Genomic DNA, 16,416 nt, shown 5'->3' with positions numbered 1-16,416 from the left:
GATGCGAGGCATCGCAAGGCTCGCACCTCAGGATGACGACGGAGTGGGGGGTGAGGGCCGTCATGTTGTTGAGGCGCGTGAGTGTCTCTACGCAATGACAGGGAGGAGACGCTGCGGAGCCCATCTGCTATGGTATTCGCGGTTCTGGGACCGGAGTTCGAATGAGAGTGCTGGTGATCGGCGCGGGCGCGCTGGGCGGCTATTACGGTGCTTGCCTCGTGCGAGCAGGCCGAGACGTGAGCTTTCTTGTGCGCGAGAAGCGGGCGGAGCAATTGCGGCGGAACGGACTCCAGGTCGTCAGCCCGCACGGTGACTTCGCCGTGCGGCCGAAGCTTCTTGGGGTCGGCGATCTCGGGGAGCCGTTCGATGTCGTGCTCGTCGGCGTGAAAGCCTACTCGCTCGATGACGCGATGAGCCAGTTTGCGCCCGCCATCGGCTCGAGTTCGATGATCCTTCCGATCCTCAACGGACTGAAACACGTCGATGCTCTCGCCACAAGGTTCGGCGCCGCTCGCGTCCTCGGCGGCCTCGCGAATGTCAGCGCCGGACTCGATGCGGACGGTCGGGTCGTTAACTTCATGGCAAACCAGACCATCGTCTTCGGCGAAATCGAGGGGGCACTGAGCGAGCGCGCGCTCGCGCTGGAGACGCTGCTTGACGTACCCGGCATCGACGTGCGTGCGAGCGAAGCGATCATGCAGGACATGTGGGAGAAATTCGTGCAGCTCTCGACGCTTGCCGGCATCACCTGCCTGATGCGGGCGAGCATCGGTGACATCCTGGCCGTGCCGAACGGCGAGCAGTCGATCTTCCGCCTGTTCGCGGAATGCTGCGCCGTTGCGACGGGTTCGGGTTTCGAGCCGCGCGCGCCGTTCATCGAGTTCGACCGGAAGCTCTTCACGACCTTGGACTCTCCGCTGAAGGCCTCGATGCTGCGCGATATCGAGCGCGGCTCGATCACCGAGGCGGAGCATATTCTGGGCGATATGGCCAATCGAGCCCGTACGCTCGGCATCGAAACACCGCTGCTGGATCTGGCTCGCGCGCATGTGGCGGCTTACGAAGTCGGGCGACGAAGGGTAGGGGGTTAACCCGCCCCGATCAGCGGGATCGCTTCGTCGCGCTCGTATAGATACAACAGGCAGCGCAGCGCCTCGCCGCGCTCGCCCTTCAGCTTGGGATCGTCCTTGAGGATCCGCAGCGCCTCGTCTCTCGCCTGGGTGATGAGCTGGCCGTGGACCTCCGAGCGCGCGATGCGGTAGCCGGGCAGGCCGCTCTGGCGGACGCCCAGCACGTCGCCTTCGCCGCGCAGCTTCAGGTCTTCCTCGGCGATGCGAAAACCGTCGGTGGTTTCGCGGATCACCTTCAGCCGCGCCTTCGACATCTCGCCGAGTGGCTCGGAGTAAAGCAGCAGACAGGTCGAGGCCTCCGAGCCGCGTCCGATCCGGCCGCGCAGCTGGTGCAACTGGGCAAGGCCGAAGCGCTCGGCATTTTCGATCACCATAATGGTCGCGGCCGGTACGTCGACGCCGACCTCGACCACGGTGGTCGCGACCAGCAGGCCGATCTCGTGGGCGGCGAACTGGCCCATCACGCGGTCCTTCTCGGCCCCCTTCATCTGGCCGTGGACGAGGCCGACGCGCTCGCCGAACCGCTTCTGCAGGCTCTCGAAACGTTTGGTCGCGTTGGTGAGGTGCTCGGTGCCTTCGGCCTCGGACTCTTCCACCAGCGGGCAGATCCAGTAGACCAGCTTGCCGGCCTCCAGGGCCCGGCCGATGCTGTCCGTGACCTCGGCGAGGCGACTGATCGAGATGGTGCGGGTTTCGATCGGCTGGCGGCCGGCGGGCTTTTCGCGCAGCTCGGAGATGTCCATGTCGCCAAAATAGGTCAGCACCAGCGTGCGCGGGATCGGCGTCGCGCTCAGCACCAGCACGTCGACCGCCTCGCCCTTGGATGTCAGCGCGAGCCGTTCGCGCACGCCAAAGCGGTGCTGCTCGTCGACGATGGCGAGGGCGAGATCGTGGAAGATCACGTCGTCCTGGATCAGCGCATGGGTGCCGACGAGCAGGTCGATCTCGCCGGCTTCGAGCTGCGCCAGCAATTCACGCCGCTCCCTGCCTTTTTCGCGTCCGGTGAGGATCGCGACCCGCATGCCGGCCCGTTCGGCGAGGGGGGCGATGGTCTTGATGTGCTGGCGCGCCAGGATTTCGGTCGGCGCCATGAGCGCCGCCTGCTTGCCGACTTCCGTGACGGCTGCCGCGGCCAGCAGCGCGACCACGGTCTTGCCTGAGCCGACATCGCCCTGCAGCAGCCGCAGCATGCGTACGGGTTGCTGCAGATCGCTGGCGATCGCCGCGGCCGCGTCACGCTGGGACAGCGTCAATGCATAGGGCAGGGCGTCGATGATCTTGTTGCGCAGGTGACCGTCGCCGGCATTGCGCACGCCGGCCGGCCGGCGCAGCTGCGCCCGGATCAGCGCGAGCGCGAGCTGGCCGGCGAGCAGCTCGTCAAAGGCCAGGCGCGACCAGAACGGCTGATCGGGCAGGATGTCCGTCAGCTCGACCGGCTGGTGGACGCGGTTGAGCGCCTCGGTGATCCCTGGAAAATTGCAGCGGCGCATCACCTCCGGGCTGATCCATTCCGGCAGGGCCGGTAGCTTCTGCAGCGCCTGCGTGACTGCGCGGCGCAGCGAGCCGAGCGCGAGGCCTTCCGTCAGCGGATAGACCGGATCGATGCCCGACAGTTTCGAGATCGCTTCCTCGTCCAGCACACGGTCGGGATGCACCATCTGCGGGATGCCGTCATACATCTGCAGCGTGCCGGAGACGTAGCGCTTCTCCCCGATCGGCAGCAGCTTTTCGACGTAGCCGGGCTTGGCGCGGAAGAAGGTCAGCACGACGTCGCCGGTGTCGTCGCTGGCGTAGACCAGATACGGCGCGCGCGCGCTGCGCGGCGGCGGCGGGCGGTGGCGGTCGACGGTAACCTCCAGCGTCACCATGGTTCCGACCGCTGCGTCGCGGATCTTCGGCCGGGCGCGGCGGTCGATGACCTGGCTCGGCAGATGCAGCAACAGGTCGACCAGCCGCGGCGTCTCGCTGCGGCCGAGCAGATATTGCAGCAGCTTGTCCTGCTTCGGACCGACGCCGGGAAGGCTGGTCACGGGGGCAAACAGAGGATTGAGCAGGCTGGGGCGCATTCTCGCAACATTCGTCATGCGGGCTCGACCCGCGCATCCATCTTTTCGATGACGATGGATTGCCGGGTCAAGCCCGGCAATGACGATCCCTAAACAATTGCAATAACAAAGGGCTGACACGGCCATTCCCAATGGCTATATCACCCCGGCCCGGCACGTCCGGGCTTTCGGCGTTTGACTGGAATCGAGACATGACGGGAACGACACGATCGAGTGACGGGCTGGACAATCGCCGCAAGCGGCTGCTGTTCCGCTGCTGGCACCGAGGCACGCGCGAAATGGACCTGATCCTCGGCCGCTTTGCCGATGCCGAGATCGGCAATTTGTCCGACGCCGAGCTGGCCGAGCTCGAGACCCTGCTCGAGGAGTCGGATCCTGACCTCTATGCTGCCATCACCGGCGACAAGGTGCTGCCAGCTGCTGTCACCGGCGCGCTGTTTGCGCGCATCAAGGCGTTCCCGATCACGGACGGCGATCTATGAAGCTGGGGATGAAGTCGCCGGCCGAGCTGCTCACGCCCGGCCGCGCGGTCACGCTCGCCAATGTCGCGGAAGGCGCCGAAGGCCTGGTGGTCTCCGATCTCGCCCGGGCCATCGCGGCGCGGCCGAAGAGGCCGGCCGTCAGCCTTGCGGTGGTCTGCCGCGACGGGGCGCGGATGCAGCAGCTCGAACGCGCGCTGCAGTTCTTCGCGCCCGATCTGCCGGTGCTGACTTTCCCGGCCTGGGACTGCCAGCCCTATGACCGCGTCTCGCCGCATGGCGGTATCCTGGCGCAACGCCTGACCACGCTGGCGCAGCTGGCCTCGCTCACCGGCAGCGACAAGCCGTTGATCGTGCTCACCACGGTGAACGCGGTGGTGCAGCGCGTGCCCGCGCGCGAGCTCGTCGCGGCGCAGGCGCTGTCGGTCGCGCCCGGCAACGTCGTGCCGATGGACACCATCGTCGCCTGGCTCGAGCACAACGGCTACAACCGCTCCTCGACCGTGCGCGAGCCCGGCGAATATGCCGTGCGCGGCGGCATCCTCGACCTGTTTCCGGCTGGCCTCGAGCAGCCGGTCCGTTTCGACTTCTTCGGCGACAGCCTGGAATCGATCCGCACCTTCGATGCCGAGACCCAGCGCACGCTGTTGGACATGCGCGCGCTCAATCTGGTCCCGATCTCGGAATTCCAGCTCGTCACCGACACCATCCGTCGTTTCCGCATGGGCTATGTCGCCGAGTTCGGCGCGCCCGAGCGCGACGATGCGCTGTACGAGGCCGTCAGCGAGGGCCGCCGTCATCCCGGCATGGAGCACTGGCTGCCGCTGTTCCAGGATCGGATGGACACGCTGTTCGACTATCTGCAAGGCGCGCCCATCGCCATCGAGCCGCAGGCCGAGGACGCCGTCCGCGAGCGCTTCAAGCAGATCCAGGACTATTACGAGGCCCGCCGCGACGCCATGGAGCATCCAGCCGGCGGCGCCATCTACAAGCCGCTGCCGCCGGACCGGCTTTATCTCACCGCCGAAGAATGGACCAGGCGCGAGAGCGACATGCCGCTGGTGCGGCTGACGCAGTTTTCGGTCCCGGCCGACGGGACGAGCGTCGTCGATGCCGGTGCGCGCAAGGGCCGCGATTTCGCGCCTGAGCGCAACGATACGACGGTCAACGTGTTCGGAGCCGTCGTCAGCCACGTCATGGCGCTGCATGCCCAGCGCAAGAAGGTCGTCATCGCGCTCTGGAGCGAAGGCTCGCGCGACCGCATGAATTCGATGCTGCGCGACCATAAGCTGGCCCATACCACCAGCGTCAACAGCTGGCGGACGGTGCAGGCGACCCCGCGCAACGAGACCATGCTGGCCGTGCTCGGCCTCGAGAGCGGGTTCGAGACCGACGAGATCGCCCTCATCAGCGAACAGGATATTTTGGGCGACCGCCTGGTGCGCCCGCGCAAGGCGAGCCGCAAGCTCGACAATTTCATCTCGGAGATCACGAGCCTGTCGGCCGGCGACATCGTCGTCCACGTCGACCACGGCATCGGCCGCTTCGTCGGCCTGCAGACCCTCGACGTCGCCGGCGCTCCGCACGACTGCCTCGAATTGCATTATGCCGCCGAGACCAAACTGTTCCTTCCGGTCGAGAACATCGAGCTGCTCTCGCGCTACGGCTCCGACCAGACCAGTGTCGAGCTCGATCGCCTCGGCGGCGGCGGTTGGCAGACCCGCAAGGCAAAGCTCAAGAACCGCATCCGCGAGATCGCGGGCGAGCTGATCAAGATCGCCGCCGCGCGCCATCTGCACGAAGCGCCCAAGCTGCCGGTGCAGCCGGGCCTTTACGACGAGTTCTGCGCGCGCTTCCCCTATGACGAGACCGAGGACCAATTAGGCGCGATCGAATCCACGCTGAAGGACCTCGAGCTCGGCCGCCCGATGGACCGGCTGATCTGCGGCGACGTCGGCTTCGGCAAGACCGAGGTGGCCTTGCGCGCGGCCTTCGCCGTGGCGCTCGAAGGCAAGCAGGTCGCGGTCGTGGTGCCGACCACGCTGCTGGCGCGCCAGCATCACAGGACATTCACAGAGCGCTTCAAGGGCTTTCCGGTCAACGTGGCGCAGGCTTCGCGCCTGGTCCCGACCAAGGAGCTCAATTTGGTCAAGAAGGGCATCGCCGACGGTTCGGTCGACATCGTCGTCGGCACCCACGCACTGCTCGGCAAGGCCATCAAATTCCGCGACCTCGGGCTCGTCATCGTCGACGAGGAGCAGCATTTCGGCGTCACCCACAAGGAGCGGCTGAAGGCGCTTCGCGCCGAGGTGCACGTGCTGACGCTGTCGGCGACGCCGATCCCGCGCACGCTGCAACTCGCGCTCACCGGCGTCCGCGAGCTCTCGATCATCGCCTCGCCCCCGGTCGACCGCCTCGCGGTCCGCACCTTCGTCGCCCCGCACGATCCGCTGATGATCCGCGAGGCGCTGCTGCGCGAGCGTTATCGCGGCGGCCAGGCGTTCTATGTGGTGCCGCGCATCGACGATCTCGCCGAGGTCAAGGACTTCCTCGACAAGAACGTACCGGAGATGAAGGTCGCGGTCGCGCACGGTCAGATGCCGCCCGCCGTGATCGAGGACATCATGACGGCGTTCTACGACGGCAAGTTCGATATCCTGCTGTCGACCACGATCGTCGAGTCCGGCCTCGACATCCCCAACGCCAACACGCTGATCGTGCACCGCGCCGACATGTTCGGTCTCGCCCAGCTCTATCAGCTGCGCGGCCGCGTCGGCCGTTCCAAGCTGCGGGCCTATGCGCTGTTCACGCTGCCGGCGCAGCAGAAGATCACGGCGCAGGCCGAGCGCAGGCTCACCGTGCTGCAATCTCTGGAAACGCTGGGTGCGGGCTTCCAGCTCGCCTCGCACGACCTCGACATCCGTGGCGCCGGCAATTTGCTCGGCGAGGAGCAGTCGGGCCACATCAAGGAGGTCGGGTTCGAGCTTTATCAATCGATGCTGGAGGAGGCGATCGTCAACCTCAAGGCCGGCGTGTCCGAGCCAGCCGCCGACCGCTGGTCGCCGTCGATCACCATCGGCATGCCCGTGCTCATTCCGGAGGATTACGTCGGCGATCTCTCGGTGCGGCTGTCGCTGTACCGGCGTCTGGCCGATCTCGACAGCGAGGAGGAGATCGAGAACTTTGGCGCCGAGATGCGCGACCGCTTCGGGGTGCTGCCGGACGAGGTCCGCTACCTCTTCAAGGTCGCGGCGATCAAGGCGTTCTGCCGCCGCGCCAATGTCGGAAAGATCGATGCCGGTCCGAAGGGCGCCGTCATCGCCTTCCGCGACAATTCCTTCGCCCATCCCGATCGCCTGGTGTCGTTCATCCGCAGCTACGGTCAGGCCGCCAAGGTGCGGCCCGACATGAAGGTGGTGTTCCTGCAGGACTGGGAGACGCCGGAAGAGCGTCTCGCCGGCACGACGGAGATCATGCGTCAGCTGGCGCAACTCGCGGAGAGCAAGAAGGCGGCGTAGGATCCGTTGTGCTCCGGACGCGCCGCGCAGTTGAAACGTGCGCTGCGTCCGGACCAGGCGCTGTGCCGTGATCACCGACAGAACGGTTGGTGCCGCCGCCGTCCGCGGTCGGAAGGGAGTCGTTCTTGAGACCAGGCGAGGTCCTTGTTCTGATCAACCTTACGCGGTATATTGCCTCCGAATATTAAAAGGGTTGTGTCATGGCGGATTGGCAACCTCTTTTTCTTCTGGGCGCGCTCGGTGCCATCGCCCCTGAAGTCGTGCGCCAGGTCAATGTCTTGCGGAACGGCGGCACCTATACTTGGTCTCCCTCCCTGATATTCTTTTCATTGGTCTATGCCGCCATTGCCGGTGTGGTGGCGGCGATCCTGCCTAGCGCCAACCTCTATTCCGCTTTCTATAATGGCATCTCGACCGACGTGCTGATCGGCAAGGCACATGCAGCCGCCGCAGGCAACAGGAGGAGGAAAACCAGCCAGACCAAAGAGGCAGGCGCAGAGGCAGCGCCAGCGCGCCTGTCGCCCTATCACAGCTTTCTGGACGCGTTATGACCGCGGGGACGCCGAGGCGATCGTCCGGCCTCGTCGTCCTGTGCCGCCCGGCGCAATGGCGAGAAGCGGCCATCGTGCTGTCCTGCTGTCCCACCGATGGCTTCACGCCGCTGCTCGTCATCGAACCGCCGCCCGTCACCGACGATGGCTATCGCCTCCTGTATGACGCCTATGTTGCCGTCCGCAATCAGCGGGACGCCAAGGTCGGTACGGCCATGGCGCGACAGGTCGCGTCACTGACCGAAGTCTCGGCTCTCAACGTCGCCGTCGACGCGGCGGCACAGGCGCTCACACCGTTCCGCTCGTGGTGGCGCCACCAGCGCTCGCTTGGCGGCCTGCTGGCGGGTCAGCCGCCGAGACGCGCGATCCTTTTGTTCGACCCTTCGCCCGGCGAGCTCGACCTCATCGAGGCGGTCCCGGTCAGCCGGATTGGCCCGGATCGGACGCCGGTTCTGCCCAATGCTACCGAGCGCATCTTGCTCGACCCCGGCCTCGACACTCTTGCGATGCGCGCCTGGTCGGCCTGCGGCCGCGATACGGCGTTCCCGATTCCGCAAGGCCCGGAGCATGACGATGCGTTCGGTTGGTTTGCGGCCTTGGCGAGTGCGCTCAAGACAGGCCGTCCCCTTGCTCCCGGAGCTGCCGCGTGCCCCGACCTGCCAGCGGCGGAGGCCACCGAGGCGATTCTGGTCGAGATACAATCCGAACCGGACGCCACAGCCCTGATCGGCGTGCAATATGCCCACGAGCGGCGGGCCCTGCTGGTACTGACGCCGGCACCCGATACTGCCGCCATATCCGACGCTCTCGCCGCCATGTCCGGCCGGTCTGGCGATAAGTTATTTGCCACCGTGCGCGACTGGTGGCGGTCGCTCACCGAAAGCCCCGATATCGCGGGCCCGCTCCAGGCGATCGAGGCTGCCGTGAACGATGCCGTTCCCGACGTGGTGGTCACCGCAATCGGCGAGCGCGATCTCACTGTCTTCACTTACGCGGTGCCGTACAGCTTCGTCCGCAAGTGCGGCGCCGACTGGGTCGGCAAGACGATCGGCCATGTTGCCGGCGATCCGACCCTGATCGTGCTGACGGAACTGCTCGACACACCGGCCACCGATACCATCGGCTTCACGCTGCTGTTCGACACCGGCGAATTCGACACCAATGAAACTGCCGACGTGCTGCACGTGCTGAATGACCGCCCCGCCATCGTGTTGTTGCTGTCGGGTGCCGCAGCCGCCGGCCTCAATCTGATCCGTCTCGGAGAGCTTCTCCCGATTGAGTTCATTCACTTCAACACCCATGGCAATCAGCAGGAGATCGTGCTGGCCGATGGCGAACTCCCGGCGTGGAAACTGTTTCGAAGCGCGCTGCCGAGCCGGCCTTTCGTCTTCAACAATTCTTGCCTGAGCTGGGTCGGTGTTGGTCGAGAGTTCATCCGCACCGGGGCGCGCGGCTATATCGGCACGCTCTGGCCGGTGGATGCGGAGCAGGCCGCGCGTCTTGCCAGATCCGTCCTCGAGCGCACCGTTCAGCATGGCTGGTCGATTGCCCGCGCCATCCGCCAGACCGGCGTCGACCGCCACACCGATCGGGCCTATATCTTTGCCGGTACTGCCAGCGCGCAGCTCGCGACGCTCTCGGACAATCGCTCACGCCGCGAAGCGCTGGCAAAGGGCATCAGGCAACTGTTGAACGCCTTGCTGCGATCGCTGGCGCAGGGCAGTGGAGGGCCGCCCGGCATCTTCATCCGGCCGATGCAGGAACTGCTGTGGACCGTAGCGGGACAACTGATCGACGTGCTCGACCAGCGCTGGCCCGCGCCCGATGCGGATCGGCTCGACATAGCCTCCGATCGCCTTTCCGTGATGGCCCGCCAGGCGGAGGACAGGCAAGACCACGTGCCTGCTCGCGCCGCCGAGGTTGCGGCTGCGCAGTCACTGCTCGACCGCGCCGGACTCGCCGATGCCGGCCGCACCTTGTCTCGAGGGCTTATCCACTATCACGGAGCGCGGATCGCTCTCGCGGAAAGCCGCATCCAGGATACGCTGGATTTGCTGGCCGAGGACGGGTCGACCGCCGTGCTCAACCTGCGCAGCGATGCGTTGCGCGCCGCAGGACAAATGCAGGAGGCTTTCGCCACGGCCGAACGGGCCCTTGCCAGTGTTCAGCCCGACGACCGCAGGCAGCGGCTTTTCACGCTCGGCCGCGTCGGCCAATTGGCCCGCATCAATCACGACGAGGAGCGTGCGCTCGACGTTGCCCGCGATGGCTTCGCGCTCGCCACCGAACTGGACGATCTGAAGGAACGTGCGAAGTTCAAGGGCGACGAGACCCGTGCCTTGCTGGTCCTGCAACGGGCCCAGGAGGCCGTGGCGTCAGCGCGGCTGTACCGCGACCTCGCCCGACATGCTTTCGGCGACCGTGAGGACCTATCGGCTGCCGGTGCCTTGGTCCAGGCCCTCACCATGGCTGGCGAAACGCAGGAAGCGGATCAAGTCGCAAGACAGGCGCTGGACAACGCCCGCGCCATGAACCAGCCGGCCCGCGCTGCGCAGTTTTTGCTTGATCGCGCCCGTATCTGTGCGGTCGAGGATCGCCTGCATGACGCAATCGCCCTCGGCTTCGAGTCCGCGACCGCGTTCGCCGACTGCCGCGCTATGGACGGCACGCGACAGGCGCTCGGTCTCACCACGGAGTTTCTCAACCAGGCTCATCGGGATCAGCTGCCGGGCTGGCCGGACTTGTTCCGTCTCGCCGTCAGCACGCAAAGAGCCCTGCTGCCGAAGGTCAGTCCGGACCTGCAATCTGCCATCGCGACTGAAACCGCGTCCCAGCTCGCCAAGCTGACGGCTGCAGGGAAGGGCCTCTGACGGACCACATTCCGGATCATGCTCTGGAGCAGGCGGCAACGGTCAGGACGCCGCGCGCGTCCCATCCGCCGACAACCGCGCCAGCAGCGAGCGCGCATTGTCCGACGGCGACAGCGAATCCACGCTGACGACGGGATCGCTGCGCATCTCGTGCTTGCCGTTGGAGGTATGCCGCATCACCGCCGAGAGGCGGCGGGCGATCATGTGAGCGGTGCGGAAGTCGGTCTCCGCGAAAACGACGATGACGGAGCCGTCCTTCTGCGCCGCGCCGAAATCCATCTGCCGCATCAGCCGGCTGAGGATGCGGGCGGCATCGAGCTGGGCGCGGGAATTGCCTGGGTCGAAGGCGAAGCGCGCAACCGACAGGCCGCCGCCGCGGGCCAGCGTCTGCTCGACCGCCCTGGAGAAATCGCGGGCGAAAGCTTCCACCGTGAGCAGGCCGCTGCGCGGATCGAGCCAGCCGCCGGCATCGATCGAGCGCAGCGTGCGGCTCAATTGTGCTTCCATCGCATGCTGGCGGATCAGCGGCAGCGCGTTGGCCGCGACCTTGGCCGGCTCGCCCGGGATCAACTCGAGATTGGGCAGATCGTAGCTCTGCGTCAGCTGATGCGCGGTGACGACGACGGGAAGGCTGCGGAAGCGGGTGTCCTCGGCGAGCACCGTGAGAAAGGCGTCGGTGACGCGCGGGGTAAAACCTTCGGCGAGCACGACGCCGTCGAGGTCGCGGGTGTTGAGGTGTTTGGCGGCGGCCTCGATCGAGAGAGCACCGATCACGCCGGCGCGTTCGCCGAGCGCGACGGAGAGCGCGGGATAGGCCGGGCCGCGGCCGATCAGGAGCACGGTGGCATCGCGGGCGGGATCGCCCTCCGGCAACGCGACCTTCACTTCCGGCAGCCGGCGCAGCACCGTGGCATGCAGGGTGCGCACGCGCAAAGCGGCGCGAAGCCGCGCGATCAGGCGGTCGGGATTGCCGCCGTGCGAGGAGAAGGGCAGGGCATTGAGGGGCAGCGCGCCCGAAGCATCAAGGGCCACGAAGGGAAGGTAGGGCGACTGGTCGGCGATCTTCTTCGCGAGCGGCGCGATATGCGGCTCATGACCGCCGGATATCTGGGCGAGAACCACGGCCGGCTGGACCTGCTCGACCGCGCGCGCTGCGCTGGCCCAGTCGGTGTCGACGACGGGAAAGAGCCGGGCCTCGTCCAGCGCCGCGATGAAGGGCGGCCGCTCGGCATTGGACACAAACAGTATCGGGCCCGCCTGGGACATTCGACAAACTCTGATCACGCGACAGATGCCGCGCAATCTAGTTTGGCCGCCTTAATGCGGCGTCAACATACCAGGCGAAACTGCGCTCAGACCGGGCCGGAGCGGTCGCGAAAAGCCTCAACCATCAGGGGGTTAAGCCCGAGCTCGCTGAGCGCCTCGCGGGCCCTTGTATTGTCCTGAGCGCGTCCGGCCAGCCGGTGGCCGGAAAGCCGGTCGGGCAGTGCGGTGAGCAGGGCGCCCTGGCCGAGCCTGCGGGCCCATTCCTGGAGGTCGTTGGAAAGGAAGCGGTAGCCGCCGACGGCCATGATGCCGGAGGGCGGCGCGGTGATGCAGATGGCGCCGCTCGGGCGGTCGAGCCGTGCGGCATAGCCGGTGTCGACATAGTCGCGCGGCGGCTGCGCGACCAGTGTGTCGCCGACCGGCTGCGGCGGCGCATAGGCCGCGATCGGCACCATCGCGCCGCGCAGGCCGAGCGTGCCCTTCGGCGTCAGCAGGATCTCGCCGGCAATGGACGAGCCGGATTGCTCGCGAGGGGCGCCGTGCGGCCCGGGCATCACCGCAACAGGCATGCCGTCCTCGCCGCGGCGGGCGCCGAACAGCCCGGCCTCGCCGAACAGGTAGACGTCGGTCAACGGCGCATGCGGGGCGATCCAGGCATCGCTCGTTGCCACCTGCTCGGGCGCGCGCCACAGGCCGATGACGTTGCGCAAGGACGGCATCCGCGCCGCCAGGTCAGAATCGCCGAGGCGCAAGGCGAGCTGTGCCGGCGCGATCAGCACCTCGCATTCATGCTCGTTGATCTGCCGTTCCAGCACCTCGTTCTCGAACGGGTGATGCAGCGCCAGCGCACCGCCCGAGAGCAGCCACACTGCGAGCGAGGAGGCGAGGCCTGCGAACGACATCGGCGTGAACGCCGCCATCACGGTCGCGCCCTGCCGGATGTCGGCTTCCAGCGACATCGCAAGGCCGCCGGCGATCAGGCTGAAATGCGGCCGCGGCACCGGGCGAAAGCCTTCCGCGGTGACGTCGAAGGAGATCATCGCCGCCTTGCGGCCGTCCTGGATCACGGCGCGCGTGGTGCCGGGCGGGCGGGCCAGCACATCGTCGAGCGAAGCCATGCCTTCGGGCAGATCGGCGCCGAAGCCGCAGACGTGACGGATCGAGAAGGCCTCGGCGGCCGCATGCATTGCCAGATCGGCATAGCTGACGCCGTCGACCGTGCTCATGGTGACGATGGCGCGCGCCGCGGTGCGGTTCAGCGCCGCGGTCAGTTCCGCATGCCGCCAGAGCAACGGCAGCACCGCGACGACGAGGCCGGCGCGATGGGCGGCGAGCACGGTGAGCACGAACTCGACCGTCGCAGGCAATTGGATCGCGATGACGGAATTGGCCGGCAGGCCCGATTCGACGAAATAGGCCGACAGCGCCTCGATCGCCGTGTCGGCCTCGGCATAGGTCATCCGCCGCGGCTGGTGCCCGGTGACGCGGGCCTTGTTGAGGGGATCGAGCAGGGCGGGCGCGTGCGGCTGCCGTATCAGCGTGCGCTGAAACAACGTGTCGAGCGTCGGCGATATGGCTGGCTGGTTCACGGCGTCACTTTGCTTGATGAGCTTGCGGCTGCCCTTTCGACCACCAGGTCTCCGGCAAGTAGCCCGAGAGCGAGGTGGCCTTGGGCCGTTCTATCCGATTCCACCGCGCGATCCATTGCTCGGATACGTTAAACAGGGGGATTGTGTAGAAGCCGGCGATCAGGGCGCGGTCGAGCGCCCGCACCGACGAGACGAACTCCGTATGTTCACGGGCCTCGAGCAGGGCGGCGATCATGGCATCGACCGCGCCATCCCTGGCGCCCATGTAGTTGCGGGTCCCCGGATTGTCCGCGGCAGCGCTGCCCCAATAGAAAGATTGTTCGTTGCCGGGCGACAGCGACTGGTCCCAGCGGTTCTGGATCATGTCGAATTCGTAAGCGAGCCGGCGCTGGTCGAACTGCACGGGATCGACGGTTCGCACGCTCGGCTCGATGCCGGCGCGCTTGAGGTCGCGCTGGAACGCGAGCGCGATCCGCTCCTGGTCGCGGGTCGTGACCAGGATCTCGAAGGCGAAGGGCGCTTTGGTCGCGCGGTTGCGCAGCACCGTGCCGTCGAGATCGTAGCCGGCTTCCGACAACAGCTTCAGCGCCGCGCGCAGCGTGGTGCGATCGCGTCCCGAGCCGTCGGTCACCGGCAAGCGGTAGCTTCCGTCCATGATGTCGGGCCGAATCTGCGCCGCGAAGGGTTTCAGCAACTCGCGCTCGCGCGCGTCGGCAGGCCGGCCATAGGCCGACAGGTCGGAGCCGGCGAAATAGCCGGCCACGCGCGAATAGAGCCCGAAGAAGTAGTTGCGGTTGACCAGCTCGAAATCGAACAGCAGCGTCAGCGCCTGGCGAACGCGGATGTCCGCGAATACTGGACGGCGGGTGTTGAACACCAGGAATTCGGATGGCTGCGGCAGGCCCGGCTTGACGGTATCGCGGATCACCTCGCCGCTTTTGGCGGCCGGAAAATCGTAGCCCTCGTGCCAGCGCAGCGGCTCGTGCTCGACGCGGAAATCATAGAGGCCGCGCTTGAAGGCTTCGAACTGGCCGTTGGCTTCGCGAAAATAGTCGAGCCGGATCTCGTCGAAATTGTAGAGCCCGCGGTTGATGGGCAGGTCGCGGCCCCAATAGTCGGGATTGCGGGTGAGCGTGACGCTGGCCCCGGGCTTCACGGCCGTGACGCGATAGGGGCCGGAGCCGATCGGGCTCGTCAGCGTCGTCTCCTCGAAGGTCGCGACGTCGACCGCGTGCTTGGGCAGGATCGGCATCAGGCCGAGGATCAGCGGCAGCTCGCGGTCGTTGGCGCCTGCAAGGTCGAAGCGGACGGTGAGGGGATCGGGGGCTTCGGCGGTAGCAACTTTGGCGTAGTACTGCCGGTGGTTCGGGCGGCCGTGATCGCGCAGCAGCTGCCAGGAGAACAGCACGTCTTCGGCCGTGACCGGCTTGCCATCGGAGAACCGGGCGCGCGGATCGAGGCGGAACGTGACGAAGCTCCGCTCGTCGTTGGTTTCGACGCTCCTGGCGAGCAGGCCATAGAGCGTGAACGGCTCGTCATTGCCGCGCGCGAGCAGGCTTTCGACCACGTAGCCCCGCATCTGCTGCACGGCCAATCCCCTCACGATGAAGGGATTGAGGCTGTCGAAGGTGCCGAGAACACCCCAGGTCAGGCGGCCGCCCTTGGGGGCATCGGGATTGGCATAGGGCATGTGGGTGAAATCGGCCGGCATGGCCGGCTTGCCGTGCATGGCGATGGCATGGGCTTCCTCGGCCCGCACGCCGCCGGCGGACAGCGCAACCGCGAGCACAGAGGCAAGGACGCAAAGGCGGAAACCGGGGCCCTCGAAAAGGCGCGGGAACTTGAACATCGGCACACGTTGATTCGAGGACCGGCTGGCCTTGAATCCTATCACAGGGAATTTCACTGGACGCAGCTGCGGATGTGGCCAAAGACGGTTGTCGGCATTGATCTTTTCGTCGGCCACGTTAAGAAGGCGGGCAATCGCGCAAGAGCGTCGAGCCCGTCACTTATCTGCCTCAATTGACGGGAAGAGAGCCGCGCCCAAGGCGGCTAGGTTCGGCGCTTCGGAGCGGTTCGGGCGCTTCCCGTTCAGAAAGGGTTTTCCGCAATGAATTTCCGTTACTTGGCCGCGTCCGTCCGGCCGCGTGGGCGACTTCTCGCCCTGTTGACGGCGACGGCGTTGGCCGTTCCGTTTGCCGCCGAGGCCCAGACCCCCGCGCCGGCCCCCGGTGCGCCCAAGGTGGCCCCGAAAGCGGCTCCCAAGGCTGCCCCCAAGGCGCCGGCCGCTCAGGCCCCCGCCCAGCAGGCTCCCGCGGCAGGCGCTCCGGCGCAGCAGGGCGCGGCCCAGCCGGCTGATCAGCAGATCCAGCTGATCTACGCCCCCTGGACCAAGTTCTGTCTCAAGGGCCAGGATGCCAACGCCAAGCAGGTCTGCTTCACCGGCAAGGACGGCCGCATCGAATCGGGCCAACCGGTCATCGCAGCCGTCATCATCGAGCCGGAAGGCGAGCCCAAGAAGATCCTGCGCGTGACGCTGCCGCTCGGCATGCAGCTCGTGCACGGCACCCGGATCATCGTGGACAGCAACGCGCCGCTGCAGCAACCCTATGTGATCTGCTTCCAGAACGGCTGCATGTCCGATTACGAGGCGACCCCCGAGCTCATCAACAGCATGAAGAAGGGCCAGAATCTGGTTGTCCAGGCGATCAACGCCAACGGCGCGCCGCTGACCCTGCCGCTGCCGCTCGCCGGCGAATTCCAGAAGGCCTATGACGGTCCGCCGACCGATCCGAAGGTGTTCGAGGAAAACCAGAAGAAGCTTCAGGAAGAGCTTCAGAAGAAGGCCGAAGAGCTGCAGAAGAAGCAGCAGCAAAGCGGTGGCGCCGCTCCGGCGGGGCAGAAGTAATCGGGACCATATCCCCGACATGAAAAGGCGCTCCTATCG

Annotated in this window: 10 protein-coding genes; 6 read left to right on the top strand and 4 right to left on the bottom strand. The window is 66.6% G+C overall.

Annotation, left to right across the window (positions count from 1 at the left end):
* Positions 1 to 161: 161 nt before the first annotated feature.
* The gene (gene panE, locus CIT40_RS17500; protein ID WP_094890355.1) at positions 162 to 1,091 is read left to right on the top strand and encodes a 2-dehydropantoate 2-reductase; all 930 of its coding nucleotides are present in this window, start codon (positions 162 to 164) and stop codon (positions 1,089 to 1,091) included.
* On the opposite strand, the gene recG is transcribed toward panE, so the two are convergent.
* Entirely contained in the window at positions 1,088 to 3,196 is a 2,109-nt protein-coding gene (recG, locus tag CIT40_RS17495; protein WP_094890519.1) for an ATP-dependent DNA helicase RecG, read from the bottom strand. The two genes, panE and recG, sit on opposite strands and share 4 nt — an antisense overlap.
* A gap of 191 nt (positions 3,197 to 3,387) precedes the next feature.
* On the opposite strand from recG, the gene CIT40_RS17490 reads away from it, so the two are divergent.
* The 4 genes from CIT40_RS17490 to CIT40_RS17475 all read left to right on the top strand — a co-directional run bounded on the left by CIT40_RS17490 (position 3,388) and on the right by CIT40_RS17475 (position 10,614).
* Positions 3,388 to 3,678, top strand: a complete 291-nt coding sequence (locus tag CIT40_RS17490; protein ID WP_094890354.1) for an FAD assembly factor SdhE — start codon at positions 3,388 to 3,390, stop codon at positions 3,676 to 3,678.
* Entirely contained in the window at positions 3,675 to 7,193 is a 3,519-nt protein-coding gene (gene mfd, locus CIT40_RS17485; protein ID WP_094890353.1) for a transcription-repair coupling factor, read from the top strand. Before CIT40_RS17490 ends, mfd begins: the two co-directional genes overlap by 4 nt.
* 200 nt (positions 7,194 to 7,393) lie before the next feature.
* Positions 7,394 to 7,744 (top strand): hypothetical protein, encoded by a 351-nt coding sequence (locus CIT40_RS17480; RefSeq protein WP_094890352.1) that lies wholly within the window; start codon positions 7,394 to 7,396, stop codon positions 7,742 to 7,744.
* The gene (locus CIT40_RS17475; RefSeq protein ID WP_094890351.1) at positions 7,741 to 10,614 is read left to right on the top strand and encodes a CHAT domain-containing protein; all 2,874 of its coding nucleotides are present in this window, start codon (positions 7,741 to 7,743) and stop codon (positions 10,612 to 10,614) included. The genes CIT40_RS17480 and CIT40_RS17475 overlap by 4 nt, the downstream gene beginning before the upstream one ends.
* Positions 10,615 to 10,656: 42 nt before the next feature.
* Here CIT40_RS17475 and CIT40_RS17470 read toward each other — a convergent pair whose 3' ends face one another.
* The 3 genes from CIT40_RS17470 to CIT40_RS17460 form a co-directional block, all read right to left on the bottom strand.
* On the bottom strand, positions 10,657 to 11,880 hold the full coding sequence (locus CIT40_RS17470; protein WP_094890350.1) for a hypothetical protein: 1,224 nt from the start codon (positions 11,878 to 11,880) through the stop codon (positions 10,657 to 10,659).
* A gap of 86 nt (positions 11,881 to 11,966) precedes the next feature.
* Positions 11,967 to 13,469 carry an AMP-binding protein gene (locus CIT40_RS17465; RefSeq protein WP_094890349.1) on the bottom strand — a complete coding sequence of 501 codons (1,503 nt, stop codon included), beginning with the start codon at positions 13,467 to 13,469 and terminating at the stop codon, positions 11,967 to 11,969.
* A 4-nt stretch (positions 13,470 to 13,473) separates the two neighbouring features.
* Complete coding sequence (locus CIT40_RS17460; protein WP_162307539.1) at positions 13,474 to 15,318, bottom strand: extracellular solute-binding protein; 1,845 nt, start codon at positions 15,316 to 15,318, stop codon at positions 13,474 to 13,476.
* 261 nt (positions 15,319 to 15,579) lie between these two features.
* On the opposite strand from CIT40_RS17460, the gene CIT40_RS17455 reads away from it, so the two are divergent.
* Positions 15,580 to 16,377 carry an invasion associated locus B family protein gene (locus tag CIT40_RS17455; protein WP_094890348.1) on the top strand — a complete coding sequence of 266 codons (798 nt, stop codon included), beginning with the start codon at positions 15,580 to 15,582 and terminating at the stop codon, positions 16,375 to 16,377.
* Positions 16,378 to 16,416 lie beyond the last annotated feature (39 nt).

This window comes from Bradyrhizobium amphicarpaeae, from assembly GCF_002266435.3.
In the GTDB taxonomy this organism is placed as follows: Bacteria; Pseudomonadota; Alphaproteobacteria; order Rhizobiales; family Xanthobacteraceae; genus Bradyrhizobium; species Bradyrhizobium amphicarpaeae.
The sequence above is the reverse complement of the archived record's forward strand: the minus strand, read 5'-3'. Positions and strand labels throughout refer to the sequence as shown.

Coding starts and splice junctions, on each gene's coding strand:
- CIT40_RS17475 (WP_094890351.1), top strand. CDS start 7,741: ATGACCGCGGGGACGCCGAGGCGATCGTCCGGCCTCGTCGTCCTGTGC.
- CIT40_RS17470 (WP_094890350.1), bottom strand. CDS start 11,880: ATGTCCCAGGCGGGCCCGATACTGTTTGTGTCCAATGCCGAGCGGCCG.
- mfd (WP_094890353.1), top strand. CDS start 3,675: ATGAAGCTGGGGATGAAGTCGCCGGCCGAGCTGCTCACGCCCGGCCGC.
- CIT40_RS17490 (WP_094890354.1), top strand. CDS start 3,388: ATGACGGGAACGACACGATCGAGTGACGGGCTGGACAATCGCCGCAAG.
- CIT40_RS17460 (WP_162307539.1), bottom strand. CDS start 15,318: ATGTTCAAGTTCCCGCGCCTTTTCGAGGGCCCCGGTTTCCGCCTTTGC.
- CIT40_RS17455 (WP_094890348.1), top strand. CDS start 15,580: ATGAATTTCCGTTACTTGGCCGCGTCCGTCCGGCCGCGTGGGCGACTT.
- panE (WP_094890355.1), top strand. CDS start 162: ATGAGAGTGCTGGTGATCGGCGCGGGCGCGCTGGGCGGCTATTACGGT.
- recG (WP_094890519.1), bottom strand. CDS start 3,196: ATGCGCCCCAGCCTGCTCAATCCTCTGTTTGCCCCCGTGACCAGCCTT.
- CIT40_RS17480 (WP_094890352.1), top strand. CDS start 7,394: ATGGCGGATTGGCAACCTCTTTTTCTTCTGGGCGCGCTCGGTGCCATC.